Here is a 15,631-nt window from a genome sequence, read left to right on the forward strand (position 1 = left end):
AGCGATCGGGCCGATCGACCGAACCGAACGACTCACAGAACCGAACTGCCCGTCCGCGGCGGACGGCTCGCGCGCTCGAGACATCACTGATGACCTCGGAACCGACGGCAACGGGCGAGGGAAACGTCGGCGAGCAGCTGTCGTACCTGCTGACGCTCTCGCGGCCGCGGTTCTGGCTCTATCTGGCCGGCCCGGTCCTCGTCGGGGCGGCCTACGCCGCGGCGTCCGTCGAGGACCTGTTCGCGCCGGCACCGATCGCGTTGTTCGCGTACTTCCTCCTCCCGGCGAACGTCTTCCTCTACGGGATCAACGACGTCTACGACCGGGAGATCGACGCGGCGAACCCGAAGAAGGACGATCGGGAGGCGCGCTATCGGGGGCAGCGATCCGTTCCGGTCGCCGTCGCCCTCTGTGCGGCCCTGCCGCTGCTGTTCGCCCCATTCCTCGAGACGGCCGCGATCCCGTGGCTCGTCGCCTTTCTCGGCCTCGGCGCGGCCTACAGCGCCCCGCCGGTCCGGTTCAAGACGACGCCGCTGCTGGACTCGGTCTCGAACGGCCTCTATATCGCGCCAGGCGCGGCCGCGTACGCCGCCGTCGCCGGCGCACAGCCGCCCGTCCTCGCTATCGTCGGCGGCTGGCTGTGGGCCATGGGGATGCACACGTTCTCGGCGATCCCCGACATCGAGCCCGACCGCGAGACGGGGATCCGAACGACGGCGACGGTGCTCGGAGAGCGCCGGACCTACGCCTACTGCGGCGCGTGCTGGCTGGCGAGCGCGGCCGCCTTCGGCGCGCTGGACGTCCGGCTGGGCGCGCTCATGCTCGTGTATCCGGGACTCGTCGTCGCGATCACCACCGCTGGCGTCGCCGTCGACCGCGCCTACTGGTGGTTCCCGGCGATCAACACCGTCGTCGGCGCGCTCCTGACCGTGGGCGGCCTCTGGAGGCTCCTCTATGGGTAGCGAGGACCCGACGCGCTCGCCCTCGAGTCCGAAGGCGGACACGGACGGGGACGCGGGTACGGACGTCAACCCGGGCGCGGACGTCAACGCGGGCCCGGACGGGGACGCCGACTCGAGACGGCACGCCCGCGAGCGCGACGGAGTGGCCGGCGACCGACGCGAACGCGATGGCGAGGACGACGCGTCGAAGACGCGGGGATCGAGGGGGCCGACCGAGACGACACGGGAAACGGTCCAGCGGCGTCTCGAGGCGCTCGTCCGCGAGAACCGATTCACGATCGCGGTGGTGTTCCCGGTCGTCGGCGCGGTGACGCTAGTCGGCAGCGCCGAAGGAGCGCTTCCGGCACCGCTCGCGTACAATCCGCTGTTCATCCTGTTCGGGACGCTGGTGATGCGTTCGCCGCTGGTCGTCGCCCTGCTGCCGACGGTCGACCGGCGAGCGGTCGGGTTCCTCGGACTGTTGACGGCCTACACCTACGCTATCGAACTCGTCGGCGTCCGAACGGACTGGCCCTACGGCGCGTTCGAGTACGGGATTCGGCTCGGGCCGATGGTGGGCGGCGACGTGCCGCTGGCGCTGCCGCTGTTTTTCGTCCCGCTGGTGCTCAACGCTTACCTGCTGACGCTGCTGGTCCTCCGGGACCGAGCCGCGAGCGTCGTCCCCCGATTGCTCGCGGCGATCGCCGCCGTCGTCGCGGTCGATCTGGTGCTCGATCCCGGAGCCGTCGCGATCGGGTTCTGGGAGTACGTTCCGCCTGGCGGCTACTACGGCGTCCCCCGCTCGAACTACTGGGGATGGCTCCTCTCGGGGACCGTCGCCGTCGTCCTCGTCGATCGCGCGTTCGATCGCGCGGTCCTGCTCGAGCGCGTCCGGACCTGCGAGTTCGCACTGGACGATCTGGTGAGCTTCGTCCTGCTGTGGGGCGCGATCGACGTGCTCTACGGCAACTGGCTGGCCGCCGGCGTCGCCGGCCTGTTCTGTCTCGGACTGTTCCGCACGAATCGCTACGATCTCGCGATGCTGATGACGGTGCTCCCCGAGCGGTGGCGCGGCCGATGACCGACGGCGATTCGATCGTTCGCCGACCGACGGGAGAGCATGCCGGCACACCACTTTTGCTCGCGCCTGTCCTGTCATTGCTATGGCAACCCGCGAGTCTATCGAGTGCCCCGTCTGTCGGGAGCTGCCGGCCGCCGATCAGCAACTCGAGGAGCACCTGCTCGCCGAACACACGAAACGAAAGCTCGCGAAGTTCATCGTCGCCGAAACCACCGTGCTCTCGAACGAAGACGTCTCCGAGTAGCCCACCGTCGCGGGACCGCAGCTGGTCCGTTCAGACGAACAGACTCGAGAGGGCGTCGCCGAACGCGAGCAACAGTATCACGGCGGCGAGCGTCAGGGCGAGCCACACGCCGAGACCGATCGCTGTCGTTCGGGCCATCCGCCGTTCCTCGTCGATAACGTCGGAGTTCGACTCTACGGACATACACTAGCGTTCGGACGCTGAGACTACGAAAGGAAGACCGCTATATCGTGGGATTTGATAACCCGATCGTTACGACCGGGTCGGAACGCCGTCCCCGTGCTCCGGATGCCGACGGTCCCGGTCGGTCGTCGGCACCGCCGAGACCCGCTGAAACACCGCCTCCGGATCCCGATTCCAGTGCCAGTGCCAGCGCGTCTTCGCCAGACACCACAGCTTTCGGGCCGTCGACAGCGACGGCTCCCGCGAGAGTACGTCGTACTCCTGGTTGCGGATGACGGTGTGGTGTTCCGCGTAGAGGACCGCCGCCAGCAAGACCGGAAGCTGGCAGTCCGCCGGTAGGTACCGGATCCCGGCGACGCCCTCGCGATAGAGCTCCTCCGTGCGCTGGAGTTCGGCGGCCATCACCCCCGCGAACGACTCGGAGTGTTCGAGTCGCTCGATCTGTGCCGGGTCGACCCCGTGGTCCCGAAGCGTCTCCAGCGGAACGTAGATCCGGTCGCGCTCGACGACATCCTCGCGGACGTCCCGCAGGAAGTTCGTCATCTGGAACGCTTCACCGAGTTTGACGGCGTGGGGGATCGCGACGTCCTCGGCGTCGGGTTCCATGATCGCGGTCATCATCACGCCGACCGACGCGGCCGATCCACGCATGTAGGACTCGAGGTCGCCGTAGGTCTCGTATCGGCTGGTCTCGATGTCGGTCGCCATCGCGTCGACGAACGTGTCGATCTCCTCGTCGTCGATCCCGTAGCGCTCTCTGAGTTCGCCGAACGCCTCGAGTACCGGATCGTCCGGCTCGCGCTCGCCCAGTGCCTGTGCCCGGAGGTCCTCGAGCTGGGCCCGCTGCGTTGCCGGATCGACGCCGTCGGCATCGTCGACGACTTCGTCCGCGATCCGGAAGAACGCGTAGAGGACGTGGGTCGCGTGACGCACTCGCTCGGGGAGAAACCGCGTCGCGAGATAGAACGTCTTCCCGGTGCGTTTCTGTATCGCCTTGCCTGCGTCGATGTGTTCCTGTTGCATTCTCTGCCTCGTTGACCCTGCCCACAGCGAACGGATGTATACGGTACGACAGATGCATATAAAATAACCACCCCTCACTATGTTCAGTCGACCCGGAAACGGCGTGCAACGGCGGCGTCGTTACTCGAAGAGTTCGTCGAGCAGTTTCCGCTGGGCGGTCCGCAGGTGCTGGTGAAACGTCGACCGGGAGATATCCATCGATTCGGCTAACTCCTCGCCCGACACGTCGCGGGGCCACTCGAAGTAGTTCGCGTAGTAGGCCTTCCGGAGCACCGTAAGCTGGCGTTCGGTCAGCGAGGACTCGACGCGCGTCGCGACGCCCTCTCGAGTCGGCGTCGGCTCCTCGGTCTCGTGGTAGCTGACGAGTTCGACGCGATCGTATCGGCGCTCGAGCAGGTCGTACGCCGAGCGGGCGGAGCGCCCGTCCGGGAGTTCGACCGTGAGGTCGGCGACGGCATCGGCGACCGTCAACTCCTGAATCACCGCGCCGTGTTCGCTCAGCGCCGTCACCAGCCCGTCGTCGGTTGCGACCTCGAGGACGGTGCCGCCCGCGTTTTTCGAGAGGATCGTCACGTCGCGTCCGTCCGCGGTCGCGTCGGCGACGTCCTCGGCGGCGATCTCGCGATCGGCGTGCAGGAAGACGAGCGGCGTTCCGTCTCCGTCGTAGGTCACCCCTCGGTAACCGATCTCGGCGTCGAGCGTCGCCGACAGCGCCGTGACGAACAGCGACGGGTCCTCGATGGCGACCTCGATCGAGACGACGGTCTCGGTCGTGAGCATCCGCCTGACCTCGAGCGCGTTCATCGCGGTCGCGATCGTCTCGGCCAGCGACTCGAGCACGAGGCGTTCCCGCTCGTCGAAGGCGTCGGTCTCCGCGGCGAAGACGACGAGGACGCCGTAGGTGAGATCACCGTACGAGAGCGGCAACGCGATGACCGACTCGACGTACTCGCCGACCCCGGCGGGCCACCATCGGTCGGCGTCCGCGAACGACTCGAGGTCCTGGATGACCGTGGCCTCGCCGTCGGCAAACGCCCGAACGGCCGGATGGGTGTCGTCGGTCCCGATGACGAGTTCGTCGTCCTCTAAGGGAACGTCGCCCCGACTGGCCCACTCGCGAGGCGAGAGCCGCTGGTCCGTGACGTCCGCGCGGCCGATCCAGGCGAGGGCGTAGGGGTCCGTCTCGGCGAGACACGCACAGACCTCGCGTTCGATCTCCTCGCGAGTCCCCGCGCTGACGGCGGCGTCGGTGACGTTCCGGACGAGACCGTCGACGCGCTCGAGGACGTGTTCGAGCGCCTCCCGCTCGTCGCGTACCTGCCGGGCGTTCTCCTCGGCGGCGATCTCGGCCAGTTTCCGCTCGGTGATCTCGAGGTGGACGAGCGAAACCAGTCGCTCACCGTCGTCGGTGAAGGAACTGGCACGCATCATGAACCAGCGTTTCTCGTCCGGCGAGTGACACGGGTACTCCATCTCGAAGGAGTCCCGCTCGCCCGCGAGAACGGAATCGATCCCCGCGGCCGCTCGGCGGGCGTGTTCGTCGTCCGCACTCGCGGCGGTCGCGACGTAGTCGATGCCGACGTGGTCGTCGGTCTCCGGTCCGAATTCGCGCCAGGAACGGTTCGTCAGCAGGATTTCGCCCTCGTCGTCGATGACGGCGACGGTGATCGGGAGCGTCTCGAGCGTCGCTGCCGCGAGGTCGTGCCGGGAAACCATCGCTCGGGGATACGGCCTGCCGGGGCTTAACACGATTGGCGCGTTCGCCTCGGAACGGGCGCGGAGATCGGTCCGTACCCCCACTGTCGGCACCGCTTCCAGTCCGCTCGTGCCGAATCGGCCGACGACCGTCGATAGTCACCCATATTGTATCCTTGCCATCATGTTAACCAATATTTATGTGTTCGTTTGTGGACTGTTCCCACGGAGATCAGGCGGAGGAGGGTCTGCCCCACCGTAGCGCCGATTCGAGCGCCGCATACGGGCGGCCGTCAGCGATGATGACCCCCGCAAACGCTCGACGACGATGGCCGACCAGACGAGGAGATCTCCGATCGAACCGACGGGAACCGACGGACCGAGTCGACGACGGCCCGTCTCGTCGAATTCGACCCGATCGAGTCGTCCCGTCCACGCTCGACCCTGTCACCGACAGCGCGCTCGCGATCGATCGTCACGCGGCGATCGGTCGCACGGCCCGTTGGCGTCCGTGACGTTCTCCGACCGCTGAACAAACGCCTATGTGGATCTATGGCATACCTCGAGACATGGCAAGCGACCAGATGACACACGATCGGTCACGGTGTCGGAACTGCGGCTTCGAAGCGCCCGGCGGGGGCGACGAGTGGCGGCGAATCGAGGTCCCGAAACTGGGCCGGATGACTCAATGTCCCGATTGCGAGAGCACGGACGTCATTACCAGTCGGTGACTGCGACTCCCTCGGCGGCTTCAGTGGGTCGGTTCCCGGTCCCGACTCCGCCGGGATCGACGGACGGGTCGACCGCGCAGACAGACTCTTGAGTGTCTCGCTCCTACTGGCGTCCATGAGCAACGAGGCAGATCACGTCCCGACGAGCGACGACGAGTGGCGCGAGCGACTGAGCGACGAGGAGTACCGAATCCTCCGCGAGGCGGGCACCGAGACGCCGTTCAGCGGCGAGTACGTCGATCACAAGGACGACGGCTCCTACGCCTGTGTCGGCTGCGGAGCCGAACTGTTCGATTCGGAGACCAAGTTCGACTCCGGCTGTGGCTGGCCCAGTTTCTACGATGTCGACGACGACCTGGTCGAGACCCGAACCGACACCAGCCACGGCATGCGCCGCACCGAGGTCGTCTGTGCGAACTGCGGCGGTCACCTCGGCCACGTCTTCGAGGACGGCCCCGAGCCGACCGGCAAGCGATACTGCATCAACTCCGTCGCCCTCGAATTCGACGACGAGTAACGTCGGCAGTTCGGGGTCGGAAACCGGGCCGTCGTGGCGTCGAACTGTAGCGAGTGCAGGCACCACGTTTTTCGAGATACCTGGCCCACCTCCGGCCATGTCCGACGAACGACCGACCGCCGAAGAGCTGCGACAGGGGATGACCGTCGAAATCGTCCAGGACGACGCGGATCCGCAGTCCGAGGACACAGAGCCGATCATCGGCGAGGTCGGGACGATCTACGGCGACGAGCCCGAAGGACCCCACGTGAAGCTGAAAAGCGGTGTTGTCGGCCACGTTCAGTCGGTCGTCCCCGACGAGTAACCTCTCTCCCTTGATTTCCGTCTGCCCACTCGTCGGGACGATCCGATTCTATTGCCGGCCGAAGCGGTTTCCGGCGCGTCGTTGATCCGTGGCTATGCGCGCCTCGAGTCTCACCGGACTCGCCCACGACATCGCCGCGGTCGCACGGGAACGCCAGCTCAGCGTCACCGCTGCCGGCCTCGCCTATCACGCGTTCAACACCATCGTTCCGCTGGTGATCCTCTCGCTCGTCGGCGTCTCGCTGGTCGACTCACTCGGGCCCGTCCTCGAACTCCTCGTCCGGGGGACGGGCCTCGAGGACTCGGTGACGGGGAGCGACCTCGAGGCGGTGACCGGTGACGGCGGGGGCAGAACGCGGGCGGCGCTGTTGGCGTCGGGAATCTTCCTGTGGAGCGCGGCGCGGCTGTTTCAGGCGGCCAACAGCGCGTTCACGGACATCTACGACGATCGACGGGAGCAGTCGTACGTGGACGCGGCGACGACGGTGACGCTCGTCACGGTGCTGAACGCCGTCCTCCTGACCGCGACGGTCGCCGCGGGCGTCGCGCTGGTCGGCGTCGTCGGCATCCGGCTCCCGGCGAGCAATGGCGGACCATTGACGACCCTCCTCAGTACGGTCGCGCTGGCCGCGCTCCTGTTCGTCGTCTTCCTCCCGATGTACTACCTCTTCCCACATCCCGAGGTCTCGCTCCGGGAGGTGGTGCCGGGAACGGCGTTCGCCGCGCTCTCGTGGACCGGCCTCGCCGTCGGGTTCCGGCTCTACGTCGCCACTGCCGAGAGCGTCGCGCTGTTCGGCATCGCGGGTGCAGTCCTCCTCGTTCTGACGTGGGTCTATCTCGGCGGGTTCTGTCTCCTGTTGGGAGCCGTCCTCAACGCGGTCCTCGCCGACCGCGTGGACCCGGAAACTGGGTGGGTTCCGCTGCGGGACGTCTGGTCGAAGTACGCCTGAGGAGTCGATCGGTCGATCCGACTCGCCGGAGCTGTGTCTAACTTCGGCCGAATTTGGTTTGAGAACTACAGAATTAAATCGCATTTATCCGAATGTTCAAACAACTATTCGAGAGTTATCGATACATTCATGGTAGATGGGGCGTTACTTCTGAGTATGGTGTCCGAAGCAGCGTCGGTCGGAAGCCGATCGAGCGATACGGACGATGTCGTCGCGGCCGTCGACGAGATCGACGGAAACCCGCACCTTGTCATCGCCGATATCGCACGGGACGAACGCTGGATCGCCGTGACCGAGACCGATGCCGCCGCGCTCGACGAGTGGCGATGATCGCTTCTGACGCGTGCTGACCGACGACCTGTCGCTTTCCTTCTCACTCACCGGTTCCGTCGTCGCGAAACGCAGCGCGAATCGTCTTCGCCCGCGTCTCGCCGATCCCGTCGATCCGCGTGAGGTCTTCGTCTTCCGCCTCGAGCAGCGCTTCGACGGTCGGATACCGATCGTACAGCGTCGCCGCGAGTTCGGGGCCGATTCCGTCGATACAGCCGTACATCCGCTTTGCCGTCGGTTCGCGGCGACTCGGCACCGAACCGACTGGTAACTGGGCGGTCGTCGGCGCTTCCGCGTGTTTCCGTCCGAGTCGGATCGCGAAATCGATCAGTTGCCGGCGGTCCGTACAGGGGATGACGGGCACCCCCTGCCGGGCGGTGATCGACGCCATCGACCCGCGGATCGACGCCGGGGATACGTTGGTTCGAAGCGCCTCGAACTCGGCGAAGTCACCCTCGAGTAAGACGTAGGAGTCATCGTACGCTGCGGCCATTCGCTCGACCTGATCCGTGAGGTCCGACCCGTGCCGGCCCATGGCACTGGTGACGTAGTCGCGGAGCGTCTTGCGTTCGAATCCGACCGAACCGATCGCGAGATCGCCCGAGGACAGCCGGTCGACGGCAACCTCGGTGACGTCGGAATGGGATCGGACCGCCTCGACGAGGCCGGCGGGCTCCCGATCATCCACGGTGACTGCGACGCGCATACGCGCCGTACGCGCTCGAGCGGTGAACGGGTGTCGGTCGATGATCGGCCCACGGTCGGCGATCCGTTCCGTGACGAGAGCGATGCTTTCTATCTCCAGGGGCCCGTAGCAGGGACGAATGGCTTCCGCACGAACGCTCGACGATGCCCGACTCCTCGTCGTCGCGCCTCCCGACACGAGAGCCGGTCTGTCACCGGACGCGCTCGAGGACGAGGTGACCGACGTGACCGCAGTGTCGACCGCGGGCGCTGCGCTCGAGCACCTCGAGACCGAGTCCGTCGACTGTCTCCTGACCGCGCAGTCCCTGCCGGACGCAGCGACGACCGGACTCGACCTCCTCGAGGCGGTTCGCGAGCGCGACCCCGATCTCCCGGTCGTGCTCGCGCCGATCGACGGCGACGAGTCGCTGGCCGGCGCGGCGATCGACGCGGGCGTCACGGCGTACGTTCCGCGCGACGGCACCGCCGACGGTCCGGCTGAGGACTGCCGGACGGCGATCGAGCGGGCGCTCTCGACGGGCCGCGAGCGACGAGACCAGCGGGAGCGCGCTCGCCGATTCGACGCGATCTTCGGGGATCCGGAGACGTACTCGTGGGTGCTCGAGCCCGACGGGACCGTTCGACGGGCCAACGAACCGGCGCTCGAGGCGATCGGCGCGGCTGCGAGCGACGTACGCGGTCGGCCGTTGTGGGACCTGCCCTGGTGGCGGTCACCCACCGACGGGGAAGCGGCGATCGAGGACGCGATCGAACGGGCGGCGGCCGGCGAGGTCGCACACCGGGAACTGACGCGCGTTCGCGCCGACGGTGGCGGTGCGACCGAGCGGGACGGGAGCGGCGCTTCGAACGAGGCTGCAGATCCGACCGAGGCCCGCGCGTTCGAGGTGACCGTCCGGCCGGTCCGCGACGAGTCCGGCGACGTCGTCTCGCTGCTCGCGCGAGCGACCGACGTTACCGATCGCGCCCGGCTCGAGCGGGAGTTGCGCGAGTCCGAGGAGCTCCACCGGGTGACGCTCAACAACATGACCGATACCGTCCTCATCACCGACGACGACGGCGAGTTCACCTACGTCTGTCCGAACGTCCACTTCATCTTCGGCTATTCGGACGACGAGATCCACGAGATGGGGGCGATCGACGAGCTGCTCGGCCCGGATCTCTTCGATCGCGACGACCTCGAGGAGGCGGGCGTGCTCACCAACATCGAGTGTACGACGACCGACCGGGCGGGCCGCGAGCACACGCTGCTGGTCAACGTTCGCGAGGTCTCGATTCAGGGCGGGACGACCCTCTACAGCTGTCGGGACGTGACGAAGCGAAAGCGCCGCGAGGAGGCGCTGACGGCGCTCCACCGGACTGCCCGCGAGCTCCTGTACGCCGAAACCGATCGCGAGATCGCCGACAGTATCGTCGACGACGCGACGGACGTTCTCGATCTCGAGGCGAGCGCCGCGTACCTGTTCGACACGGACGAGAACGTGTTACGACCCGCCGCGTCCTCGCCGGGGATGGAGCGGCTACACGGCCCGACCCGCGACCACCGGGCGACGGACGATAGCATTCCGGGGCACGTCTTCGTCGACGGCGAGAGCCGGTTCTTCGCGGACGTTCACGACTCCCCGTCGCTCTCCCATCCCGGGACGGACCTGCGAAGCGCCGCGTACGTCCCGCTCGGCGATCACGGCGTCTTCGCGGTCGGATCCGCGGAGCCGAACGCGTTCAACGACGTCTCCCGGGAACTGACCGACCTGCTCGCGGCGACCGCGGAGGCCGCGCTCGATCGGGTCGAACGGGAGCGGACGCTGCGCGAGCGGGACCGCGAACTCGAGCGCCGGAATCAACAGCTCACTCGCCTCAACGGAGTCAACGAGATCATCAGGGACCTCGATCAGGCGCTGGTCCGCGCGGAGACCCGCGACGAGATCGAACGCGCCGTCTGCGATCGGCTCACGACTGCCGACCGGTTCTCGTTCGCGTGGATCGGCCAGCCCGACGCCGCCGGTGACCGCCTCGAGTCGCGCGCTCACGGGGGCGAATCCGAGGGCCCGCCGTATCTCGACGGCGTGTCGCTCTCGCTCGCCGACTCGAGCGAACCCGCGGTCGAGACGGCGAACGACCGGGCGGTGACCGTCGTCTCGAACGTCGCCGACGGACTCCGCGACGAGCCGTGGCGGCCGGCGGCACTGGCCCGCGAGTATCAATCCGCCGCGAGCGTCCCGTTGTCCTACGACGAGTTCACGTACGGCGTACTGACCGTCTACGCCGACCGACCCGAGGCGTTCGACGACATGATCCGCGCCGTCCTCGCGGAACTCGGCGAGACGATCGCCTCGGCGATCGCCGCGGTCGAGCGCAAGCGCGCACTGGTCTCCGACGCGAGGACGCGACTCGAGTTCGAGGTGGCCGACGACTCGTTCGTCTTCGCTCGGCTCGCTCGCGAGAGCGATTGCGTGCTCTCCGTCGACGGAGGCGTTCGACAGCGCGAGGACGGCGCATCAGTGCTCGCGACCGTCGACGGTGCGTCGCCGGACGCCGTCGCGGCGACGGCCGAAACACTCGTCGGCGTCGAGCGTGCCCAGGTCGTCAACAGCGGCGGAGCCGCCGACAGTGACGACAGCGAGGCGACAGACGACACTGATAGCGACGAGACCGGCGGTGCGATCCTCTTGTCCCTTTCGCGGCCGGGTCTCGCTCTCCGACTCGCGGACCACGGCGTGGTGTTGCGAGGCATCGAGGCGACCCCCTCGAGCACTCGCGTCGTGGTCGACGTTCCGCGATCCGTCGACGCGAGGGAGAGCGCCGACGTCGTCTCGACGGCGTTTTCGGCCGTCGAACTGCGGTCGAAACGGACCGTCGAGCGGACGACACCGCGGGACTTCCGCTCGGAACTGCGCGAGCGACTCACCGACCGCCAGCTCGAAGTCGCCCAGTTCGCGTACCACGGCGACTACTTCGAATCGCCGCGCGAGAATTCGGGCGAAGACGTCGCCGATGCGCTCGATATTTCGCCGGCGGCGTTCTACCGACACGTCCGAACCGTCCAGCGGGCGCTCTTCGATATCGTGTTCGACGAGATCGGGATACCGGCAAAGCCGTCATCGGGGGTTGAATAGTGAACGGCACTGCGTCGGCGGCGCTAGCTATCTGACGGACACGTTCATCCTAATATCCCTATTATTCCTAGGTGCGACAACAGCTGCGAGCACGACTGCTCGCCGTCTCCCCCATGAACCAGAAAGACGCGGAACTCGATACGCAGACGGAATCGACCTACGAATGCTTCGATTGCGGAACCGTCGTCCGTGCGGCGGCGCCGGACGCCTGTCCCGAGTGCGGTGCCGAGATGCGGAATCGACGCACACCGATCGAGTGAGCATGTCCTCTCAGGAACGTTCGTCGACGCCGACCCGGGAAGCGACGGCCGCATCGACCGATCCGGAGACTGCACTCGAGACCGCGCGCCGACAGCTCGACCGCGTCGCCGCCCAGTTAGACGTCGACGACGCCGTCATCGAGCGCCTCGAGCATCCCGCAGCGGTCCACGAGGTGACCGTCCCCCTCGAGCGCGACGACGGGAGCGTCGAGGTCTTCACCGGCTACAGGGCCCAGCACGACAGCGTCCGCGGCCCCTACAAGGGCGGGCTGCGGTACCATCCCGACGTGACCCGCGACGAGTGCGTCGGCCTGTCGATGTGGATGTCCTGGAAGTGTGCGGTGATGGACCTCCCCTTCGGCGGCGCGAAAGGCGGCATCGTCGTCGAGCCCAAGTCGTTGAGCGACGACGAGAAAGAACGGCTCACGCGTCGGTTCGCACAGGAGATCCGCGACGTGATCGGGCCGAACACTGACATCCCCGCGCCGGATATGGGCACCGACCCGCAGACGATGGCGTGGCTGATGGACGCCTACAGCATGCAGGAGGGCGAAACGATTCCCGGCGTCGTCACCGGCAAGCCGCCGGTCGTCGGCGGCAGCTACGGCCGGGAGGAAGCGCCGGGTCGGAGCGTCGCCATCGTCACGCGGGAGACCTGCGAGTACTACGACTACCCGCTCGCCGAGACGACCGTCGCCGTCCAGGGCTTCGGCAGCGTCGGCGCGAACGCCGCCCGCCTGCTCGCGGAGTGGGGCGCGACCGTCGTCGCCGTCTCAGACGTCAACGGCGCGGTCTACGACCCCGACGGGATCGACGTCGCCGACATTCCCTCTCACGACGAGGAACCGGAAGCGGTGACCGAGTTCGCGACCAGCGTCGGAGACGGCACTGACGGCGTGCGCCGGCTCTCGAACGACGACCTCCTCGAGTTAGACGTCGACGTCCTCGTTCCGGCCGCGGTCGGCAACGTCATCACCGCTGACAACGCCGACGCGATCGCCGCCGATATCGTCGTCGAGGGCGCGAACGGTCCGACGACGTTCGCCGCCGACACCATCTTAGCGGAACGCGGGATTCGCGTGATCCCGGACATCCTCGCGAACGCGGGCGGCGTCACGGTCAGCTACTTCGAGTGGCTCCAGGACATCAACCGCCGCGCGTGGTCCCTCGAGCGGGTCAACGAGGAACTCGAGTCCGAGATGGTGACGGCCTGGACCGCGCTGAAAGACGAGGTCGAAGAGCGGAACGTGACGTGGCGCGATGCTGCGTACGCGGTCGCGCTCGATCGAATCGCCGAGGCACACGAGATGCGCGGCCTCTGGCCGTAACTGAGCGAGTTTGTCGAATCGTGGTGGGACCGTTTCACTTGTCACTCTTTGTTCAGAGGGAACCACGAAACGCACGGTGCGTACAGGTGTCTCGATAGCGTCAGCTCGGTGTGTAACCGTCTGAAAAATCAAGATCGTTGTTCGTCGCTGTGAGCGACGGTGTGTCCCGGTATTACTGCCGGACGACGTTCGCCGCGCGAGGTCCCTTCGGCGAGGACTCGATGTCGAACTCGACCTCAGTACCTTCCGTGAGGTCCTCGCCGCCGACGTCCTCCATGTGGAAGAAGACGTCTTCGTCGTCGTCGAGGTCGCCGTCGTCAGTCGAAATGAAACCGTAGCCGCCTGTGTCGTTGAAGAAATCAACGTTACCGTTTGCCATTACAAACAAATGTAGGGGTGAGTGAGGGATAACCCTTCCGAGGGTCGAGGTACCACGACTCCCCGTAATACATTTGCAGACGAACGTACCGAATCGCTCGACCCGATTCGCTCACGACGTTCGCGAAGGCCTCGCACGGCTTCGTGCCACGACTCACAGTCGTTCGCGGTTCCCTGCGCTCACCGCTTCCAATACCGAGGCCGTCACTTCGTTCAGGCCTCGCAGTTCGCCGTAGTCCAGCGCGCGCCATCGCATGTAGGGTAACCGATTGCTGCAGTCCGTCGTTCGTCCGGATCGACCGGGAGCCCGGTTCACGATTCTCGATCCAGGTACTCGAGCGCCTCCTCGTCGCTCACCTGACCGAAGGTCCGGTAGAACTGGCCGACGGCGCGGAAGTCGGCGGGCGTCTCGAGGGCGATCACCGCGTCGGCCTCCCGCTCCAAGTCGTCGACGGCCCGCGGTGAGCCCACGGGGATGGCCAGGCCGACCCAGTCGGCCCCGGTGTCCTGGACCTGTCGGAGGCAGGCCGTCGCGGTCGCGCCGGTCGCGACGCCGTCGTCGACGAGCAGGACTCGCTGTCCCTGCAGGTCGGGCAGGTCGTCCGTGTCGCGGTATCGGTCCGCCTTCTCGCGCGCGTTGTCGGCTTCCTCGGCCCGGACCTCCTCGAGATACTCCTCGGAAGCGTTCACCCGATCGATCAGATCGTCGTTGTACCAGACGCTCCCGTCGCTCGCGACTGCGCCGAGCGCCAACTCGGGGTTCTGTGGTGCCCCCATTTTCCGTGCGACGACGACGTCGAGGTCGGCGTCGAGCGCGTCGGCGACCGGCCGCGCGACGGGCAGGGCGCCGCGGGGAATCCCGAGGACGACGTCGACCGCGAAGTCACGGGCCTCGAGTTCCGCTGCGAGGCGTTCGCCCGCGTCGGTTCTGTCGTCGAACATGGTTCTGGGGAAGACTACGGCAGCGGTATACTATGCGTTTACGTCGCACACGCCGGGCGGACGCGAATCGAACCGGAACACGCCTGCCGAACGCCTACACGGTGTCGTTTCGGGAGGGGTGGTATGGGACGGCTCCAGCAAACGCTCTCGAACGTCAGCGACGAGACGGGACTCGACAACGGTCGCGTCGGAATCGTCGGCGGGAGCGTCGCGTATCCGAACCAGCCGGCGCTCGTCGGACGAGCCGCGCTCCGGACCGGCTCCGATCACGTCCGGGCGTTCGTCTGCGAACCGATTTACGAGATCGTCGCGACTCACTCGCCGGACCTGCTCGTCGACCGCCACGGCCAGGAGGAGTTCTACGACGGCGCGATCGAACGCACGCTGGAAGTCAGCGAGTGGGCCGACGCGTTCGTGATCGGTCCCGGTCTCGTCGACGCCGAGCCCGATGCAGTGCGCGAGGCGGTCGATCGCATCGAGATTCCGATCGTCGTCGACGCGCTGGCGATCGAACCCGCGCTCGAGGCGGACCTCTCGAACGCCATCCTGACGCCCAGCGGTGCCGAGGACGACCCGATCTACGAGGCCTACGGCTCGCTCGAGACGTTTTCGGAGGAGACGGGCGCGGTCATCACGCTCACGGGCGACGTCGACGAGATCGTCGCCGAGGGCGAGCGGATCGAAAACGAGACGGGAACGTCGGCGTTGACCGTCGCCGGAACCGGGGACACGATGGCCGGCATCATGGCCTCGCTGCTCGGCCAGGGGATGGATCGCCGCGAGGCCGCCGAACTCGGCACGTGGGTCCTCGGCAAGACCGGCGAACTCGCGACGGCCGAGTACGGCCCCGGCGTCGTCGCGACCGACGTCATCGAGCGGATTCCGAAGGCGATCCGCTAGCCGTTCC

18 protein-coding genes are annotated in these 15,631 nt (G+C 67.0%); 12 read left to right on the forward strand and 6 right to left on the reverse strand.

Going from position 1 to position 15,631, the window contains the following annotated elements; translation table 11 throughout:
- Nucleotides 1-89 precede the first annotated feature (89 nt).
- The 3 genes from LDH66_RS05395 to LDH66_RS05405 all read left to right on the forward strand — a co-directional run bounded on the left by LDH66_RS05395 (nt 90) and on the right by LDH66_RS05405 (nt 2,266).
- Nucleotides 90-962 (forward strand): prenyltransferase, encoded by an 873-nt coding sequence (locus LDH66_RS05395; RefSeq protein WP_226480040.1) that lies wholly within the window; start codon nt 90-92, stop codon nt 960-962.
- Nucleotides 955-2,022, forward strand: coding sequence for a bisanhydrobacterioruberin hydratase (cruF, locus tag LDH66_RS05400; protein ID WP_226480041.1), 1,068 nt, complete (start codon nt 955-957; stop codon nt 2,020-2,022). The genes LDH66_RS05395 and cruF overlap by 8 nt, the downstream gene beginning before the upstream one ends.
- A gap of 82 nt (nt 2,023-2,104) precedes the next feature.
- Nucleotides 2,105-2,266, forward strand: coding sequence for a hypothetical protein (locus LDH66_RS05405; RefSeq protein WP_226480042.1), 162 nt, complete (start codon nt 2,105-2,107; stop codon nt 2,264-2,266).
- Between the two features lie 30 nt (nt 2,267-2,296).
- On the opposite strand, the gene LDH66_RS05410 is transcribed toward LDH66_RS05405, so the two are convergent.
- From LDH66_RS05410 to LDH66_RS05420, 3 genes are all read right to left on the reverse strand, one after another.
- Entirely contained in the window at nt 2,297-2,449 is a 153-nt protein-coding gene (locus tag LDH66_RS05410) for a hypothetical protein (RefSeq protein ID WP_226480043.1), read from the reverse strand.
- A 69-nt stretch (nt 2,450-2,518) separates the two neighbouring features.
- A complete protein-coding gene (locus LDH66_RS05415; protein WP_226480044.1) occupies nt 2,519-3,472 on the reverse strand; it encodes a phytoene/squalene synthase family protein in 954 nt (317 codons plus the stop codon).
- Nucleotides 3,473-3,592: 120 nt separating this feature from the next.
- Nucleotides 3,593-5,188, reverse strand: a complete 1,596-nt coding sequence (locus tag LDH66_RS05420) for a bacterio-opsin activator domain-containing protein (protein WP_226480045.1) — start codon at nt 5,186-5,188, stop codon at nt 3,593-3,595.
- A gap of 548 nt (nt 5,189-5,736) precedes the next feature.
- Between LDH66_RS05420 and LDH66_RS05425 the strand changes: the two genes are divergently transcribed.
- The 5 genes from LDH66_RS05425 to LDH66_RS05445 all read left to right on the forward strand — a co-directional run bounded on the left by LDH66_RS05425 (nt 5,737) and on the right by LDH66_RS05445 (nt 7,998).
- Nucleotides 5,737-5,898 carry an anaerobic ribonucleoside-triphosphate reductase gene (locus LDH66_RS05425; protein WP_226480046.1) on the forward strand — a complete coding sequence of 54 codons (162 nt, stop codon included), beginning with the start codon at nt 5,737-5,739 and terminating at the stop codon, nt 5,896-5,898.
- Nucleotides 5,899-6,013: 115 nt separating this feature from the next.
- Nucleotides 6,014-6,415 carry a peptide-methionine (R)-S-oxide reductase MsrB gene (gene msrB / locus LDH66_RS05430; protein WP_226480047.1) on the forward strand — a complete coding sequence of 134 codons (402 nt, stop codon included), beginning with the start codon at nt 6,014-6,016 and terminating at the stop codon, nt 6,413-6,415.
- A 97-nt stretch (nt 6,416-6,512) separates the two neighbouring features.
- Nucleotides 6,513-6,719, forward strand: coding sequence for a DUF2196 domain-containing protein (locus LDH66_RS05435; RefSeq protein ID WP_226480048.1), 207 nt, complete (start codon nt 6,513-6,515; stop codon nt 6,717-6,719).
- Between the two features lie 94 nt (nt 6,720-6,813).
- The gene (locus LDH66_RS05440; RefSeq protein ID WP_226480049.1) at nt 6,814-7,668 is read left to right on the forward strand and encodes a YihY/virulence factor BrkB family protein; all 855 of its coding nucleotides are present in this window, start codon (nt 6,814-6,816) and stop codon (nt 7,666-7,668) included.
- 156 nt (nt 7,669-7,824) lie between these two features.
- A complete protein-coding gene (locus tag LDH66_RS05445; protein WP_226480050.1) occupies nt 7,825-7,998 on the forward strand; it encodes a DUF7556 family protein in 174 nt (57 codons plus the stop codon).
- Nucleotides 7,999-8,041: 43 nt separating this feature from the next.
- On the opposite strand, the gene LDH66_RS05450 is transcribed toward LDH66_RS05445, so the two are convergent.
- Entirely contained in the window at nt 8,042-8,704 is a 663-nt protein-coding gene (locus LDH66_RS05450; RefSeq protein ID WP_226480051.1) for an ERCC4 domain-containing protein, read from the reverse strand.
- Nucleotides 8,705-8,822: 118 nt separating this feature from the next.
- Between LDH66_RS05450 and LDH66_RS05455 the strand changes: the two genes are divergently transcribed.
- From LDH66_RS05455 to gdhB, 3 genes are all read left to right on the forward strand, one after another.
- Complete coding sequence (locus LDH66_RS05455) at nt 8,823-11,816, forward strand: GAF domain-containing protein (protein WP_226480052.1); 2,994 nt, start codon at nt 8,823-8,825, stop codon at nt 11,814-11,816.
- Nucleotides 11,817-11,929: 113 nt separating this feature from the next.
- Entirely contained in the window at nt 11,930-12,076 is a 147-nt protein-coding gene (locus LDH66_RS05460; protein WP_226480053.1) for a rubrerythrin-like domain-containing protein, read from the forward strand.
- A gap of 2 nt (nt 12,077-12,078) precedes the next feature.
- Entirely contained in the window at nt 12,079-13,404 is a 1,326-nt protein-coding gene (gdhB, locus tag LDH66_RS05465; protein WP_226480054.1) for a glutamate dehydrogenase GdhB, read from the forward strand.
- Nucleotides 13,405-13,576: 172 nt separating this feature from the next.
- Here the strand turns inward: gdhB and LDH66_RS05470 are convergent, their stop codons facing one another.
- Entirely contained in the window at nt 13,577-13,783 is a 207-nt protein-coding gene (locus LDH66_RS05470; RefSeq protein WP_226480055.1) for a cold-shock protein, read from the reverse strand.
- A gap of 311 nt (nt 13,784-14,094) precedes the next feature.
- The gene (locus tag LDH66_RS05475) at nt 14,095-14,724 is read right to left on the reverse strand and encodes a phosphoribosyltransferase (protein WP_226480056.1); all 630 of its coding nucleotides are present in this window, start codon (nt 14,722-14,724) and stop codon (nt 14,095-14,097) included.
- Between the two features lie 123 nt (nt 14,725-14,847).
- Here LDH66_RS05475 and LDH66_RS05480 point away from each other — a divergent pair, with 123 nt between their 5' ends.
- On the forward strand, nt 14,848-15,624 hold the full coding sequence (locus LDH66_RS05480; RefSeq protein ID WP_226480057.1) for an NAD(P)H-hydrate dehydratase: 777 nt from the start codon (nt 14,848-14,850) through the stop codon (nt 15,622-15,624).
- Nucleotides 15,625-15,631: the final 7 nt, after the last annotated feature.

The organism is Natrinema amylolyticum, assembly GCF_020515625.1.
In the GTDB taxonomy this organism is placed as follows: Archaea; Halobacteriota; Halobacteria; order Halobacteriales; family Natrialbaceae; genus Natrinema; species Natrinema amylolyticum.

Bases quoted from the DNA above. Each gene is read 5' to 3' on its own strand.
- LDH66_RS05395 (WP_226480040.1), top strand. From the start codon at position 90: ATGACCTCGGAACCGACGGCAACGGGCGAGGGAAACGTCGGCGAGCAG.
- cruF (WP_226480041.1), top strand. From the start codon at position 955: ATGGGTAGCGAGGACCCGACGCGCTCGCCCTCGAGTCCGAAGGCGGAC.
- LDH66_RS05405 (WP_226480042.1), top strand. From the start codon at position 2,105: ATGGCAACCCGCGAGTCTATCGAGTGCCCCGTCTGTCGGGAGCTGCCG.
- LDH66_RS05410 (WP_226480043.1), bottom strand. From the start codon at position 2,449: ATGTCCGTAGAGTCGAACTCCGACGTTATCGACGAGGAACGGCGGATG.
- LDH66_RS05415 (WP_226480044.1), bottom strand. From the start codon at position 3,472: ATGCAACAGGAACACATCGACGCAGGCAAGGCGATACAGAAACGCACC.
- LDH66_RS05420 (WP_226480045.1), bottom strand. From the start codon at position 5,188: ATGGTTTCCCGGCACGACCTCGCGGCAGCGACGCTCGAGACGCTCCCG.
- LDH66_RS05425 (WP_226480046.1), top strand. From the start codon at position 5,737: ATGGCAAGCGACCAGATGACACACGATCGGTCACGGTGTCGGAACTGC.
- msrB (WP_226480047.1), top strand. From the start codon at position 6,014: ATGAGCAACGAGGCAGATCACGTCCCGACGAGCGACGACGAGTGGCGC.
- LDH66_RS05435 (WP_226480048.1), top strand. From the start codon at position 6,513: ATGTCCGACGAACGACCGACCGCCGAAGAGCTGCGACAGGGGATGACC.
- LDH66_RS05440 (WP_226480049.1), top strand. From the start codon at position 6,814: ATGCGCGCCTCGAGTCTCACCGGACTCGCCCACGACATCGCCGCGGTC.
- LDH66_RS05445 (WP_226480050.1), top strand. From the start codon at position 7,825: ATGGTGTCCGAAGCAGCGTCGGTCGGAAGCCGATCGAGCGATACGGAC.
- LDH66_RS05450 (WP_226480051.1), bottom strand. From the start codon at position 8,704: ATGCGCGTCGCAGTCACCGTGGATGATCGGGAGCCCGCCGGCCTCGTC.
- LDH66_RS05455 (WP_226480052.1), top strand. From the start codon at position 8,823: ATGGCTTCCGCACGAACGCTCGACGATGCCCGACTCCTCGTCGTCGCG.
- LDH66_RS05460 (WP_226480053.1), top strand. From the start codon at position 11,930: ATGAACCAGAAAGACGCGGAACTCGATACGCAGACGGAATCGACCTAC.
- gdhB (WP_226480054.1), top strand. From the start codon at position 12,079: ATGTCCTCTCAGGAACGTTCGTCGACGCCGACCCGGGAAGCGACGGCC.
- LDH66_RS05470 (WP_226480055.1), bottom strand. From the start codon at position 13,783: ATGGCAAACGGTAACGTTGATTTCTTCAACGACACAGGCGGCTACGGT.
- LDH66_RS05475 (WP_226480056.1), bottom strand. From the start codon at position 14,724: ATGTTCGACGACAGAACCGACGCGGGCGAACGCCTCGCAGCGGAACTC.
- LDH66_RS05480 (WP_226480057.1), top strand. From the start codon at position 14,848: ATGGGACGGCTCCAGCAAACGCTCTCGAACGTCAGCGACGAGACGGGA.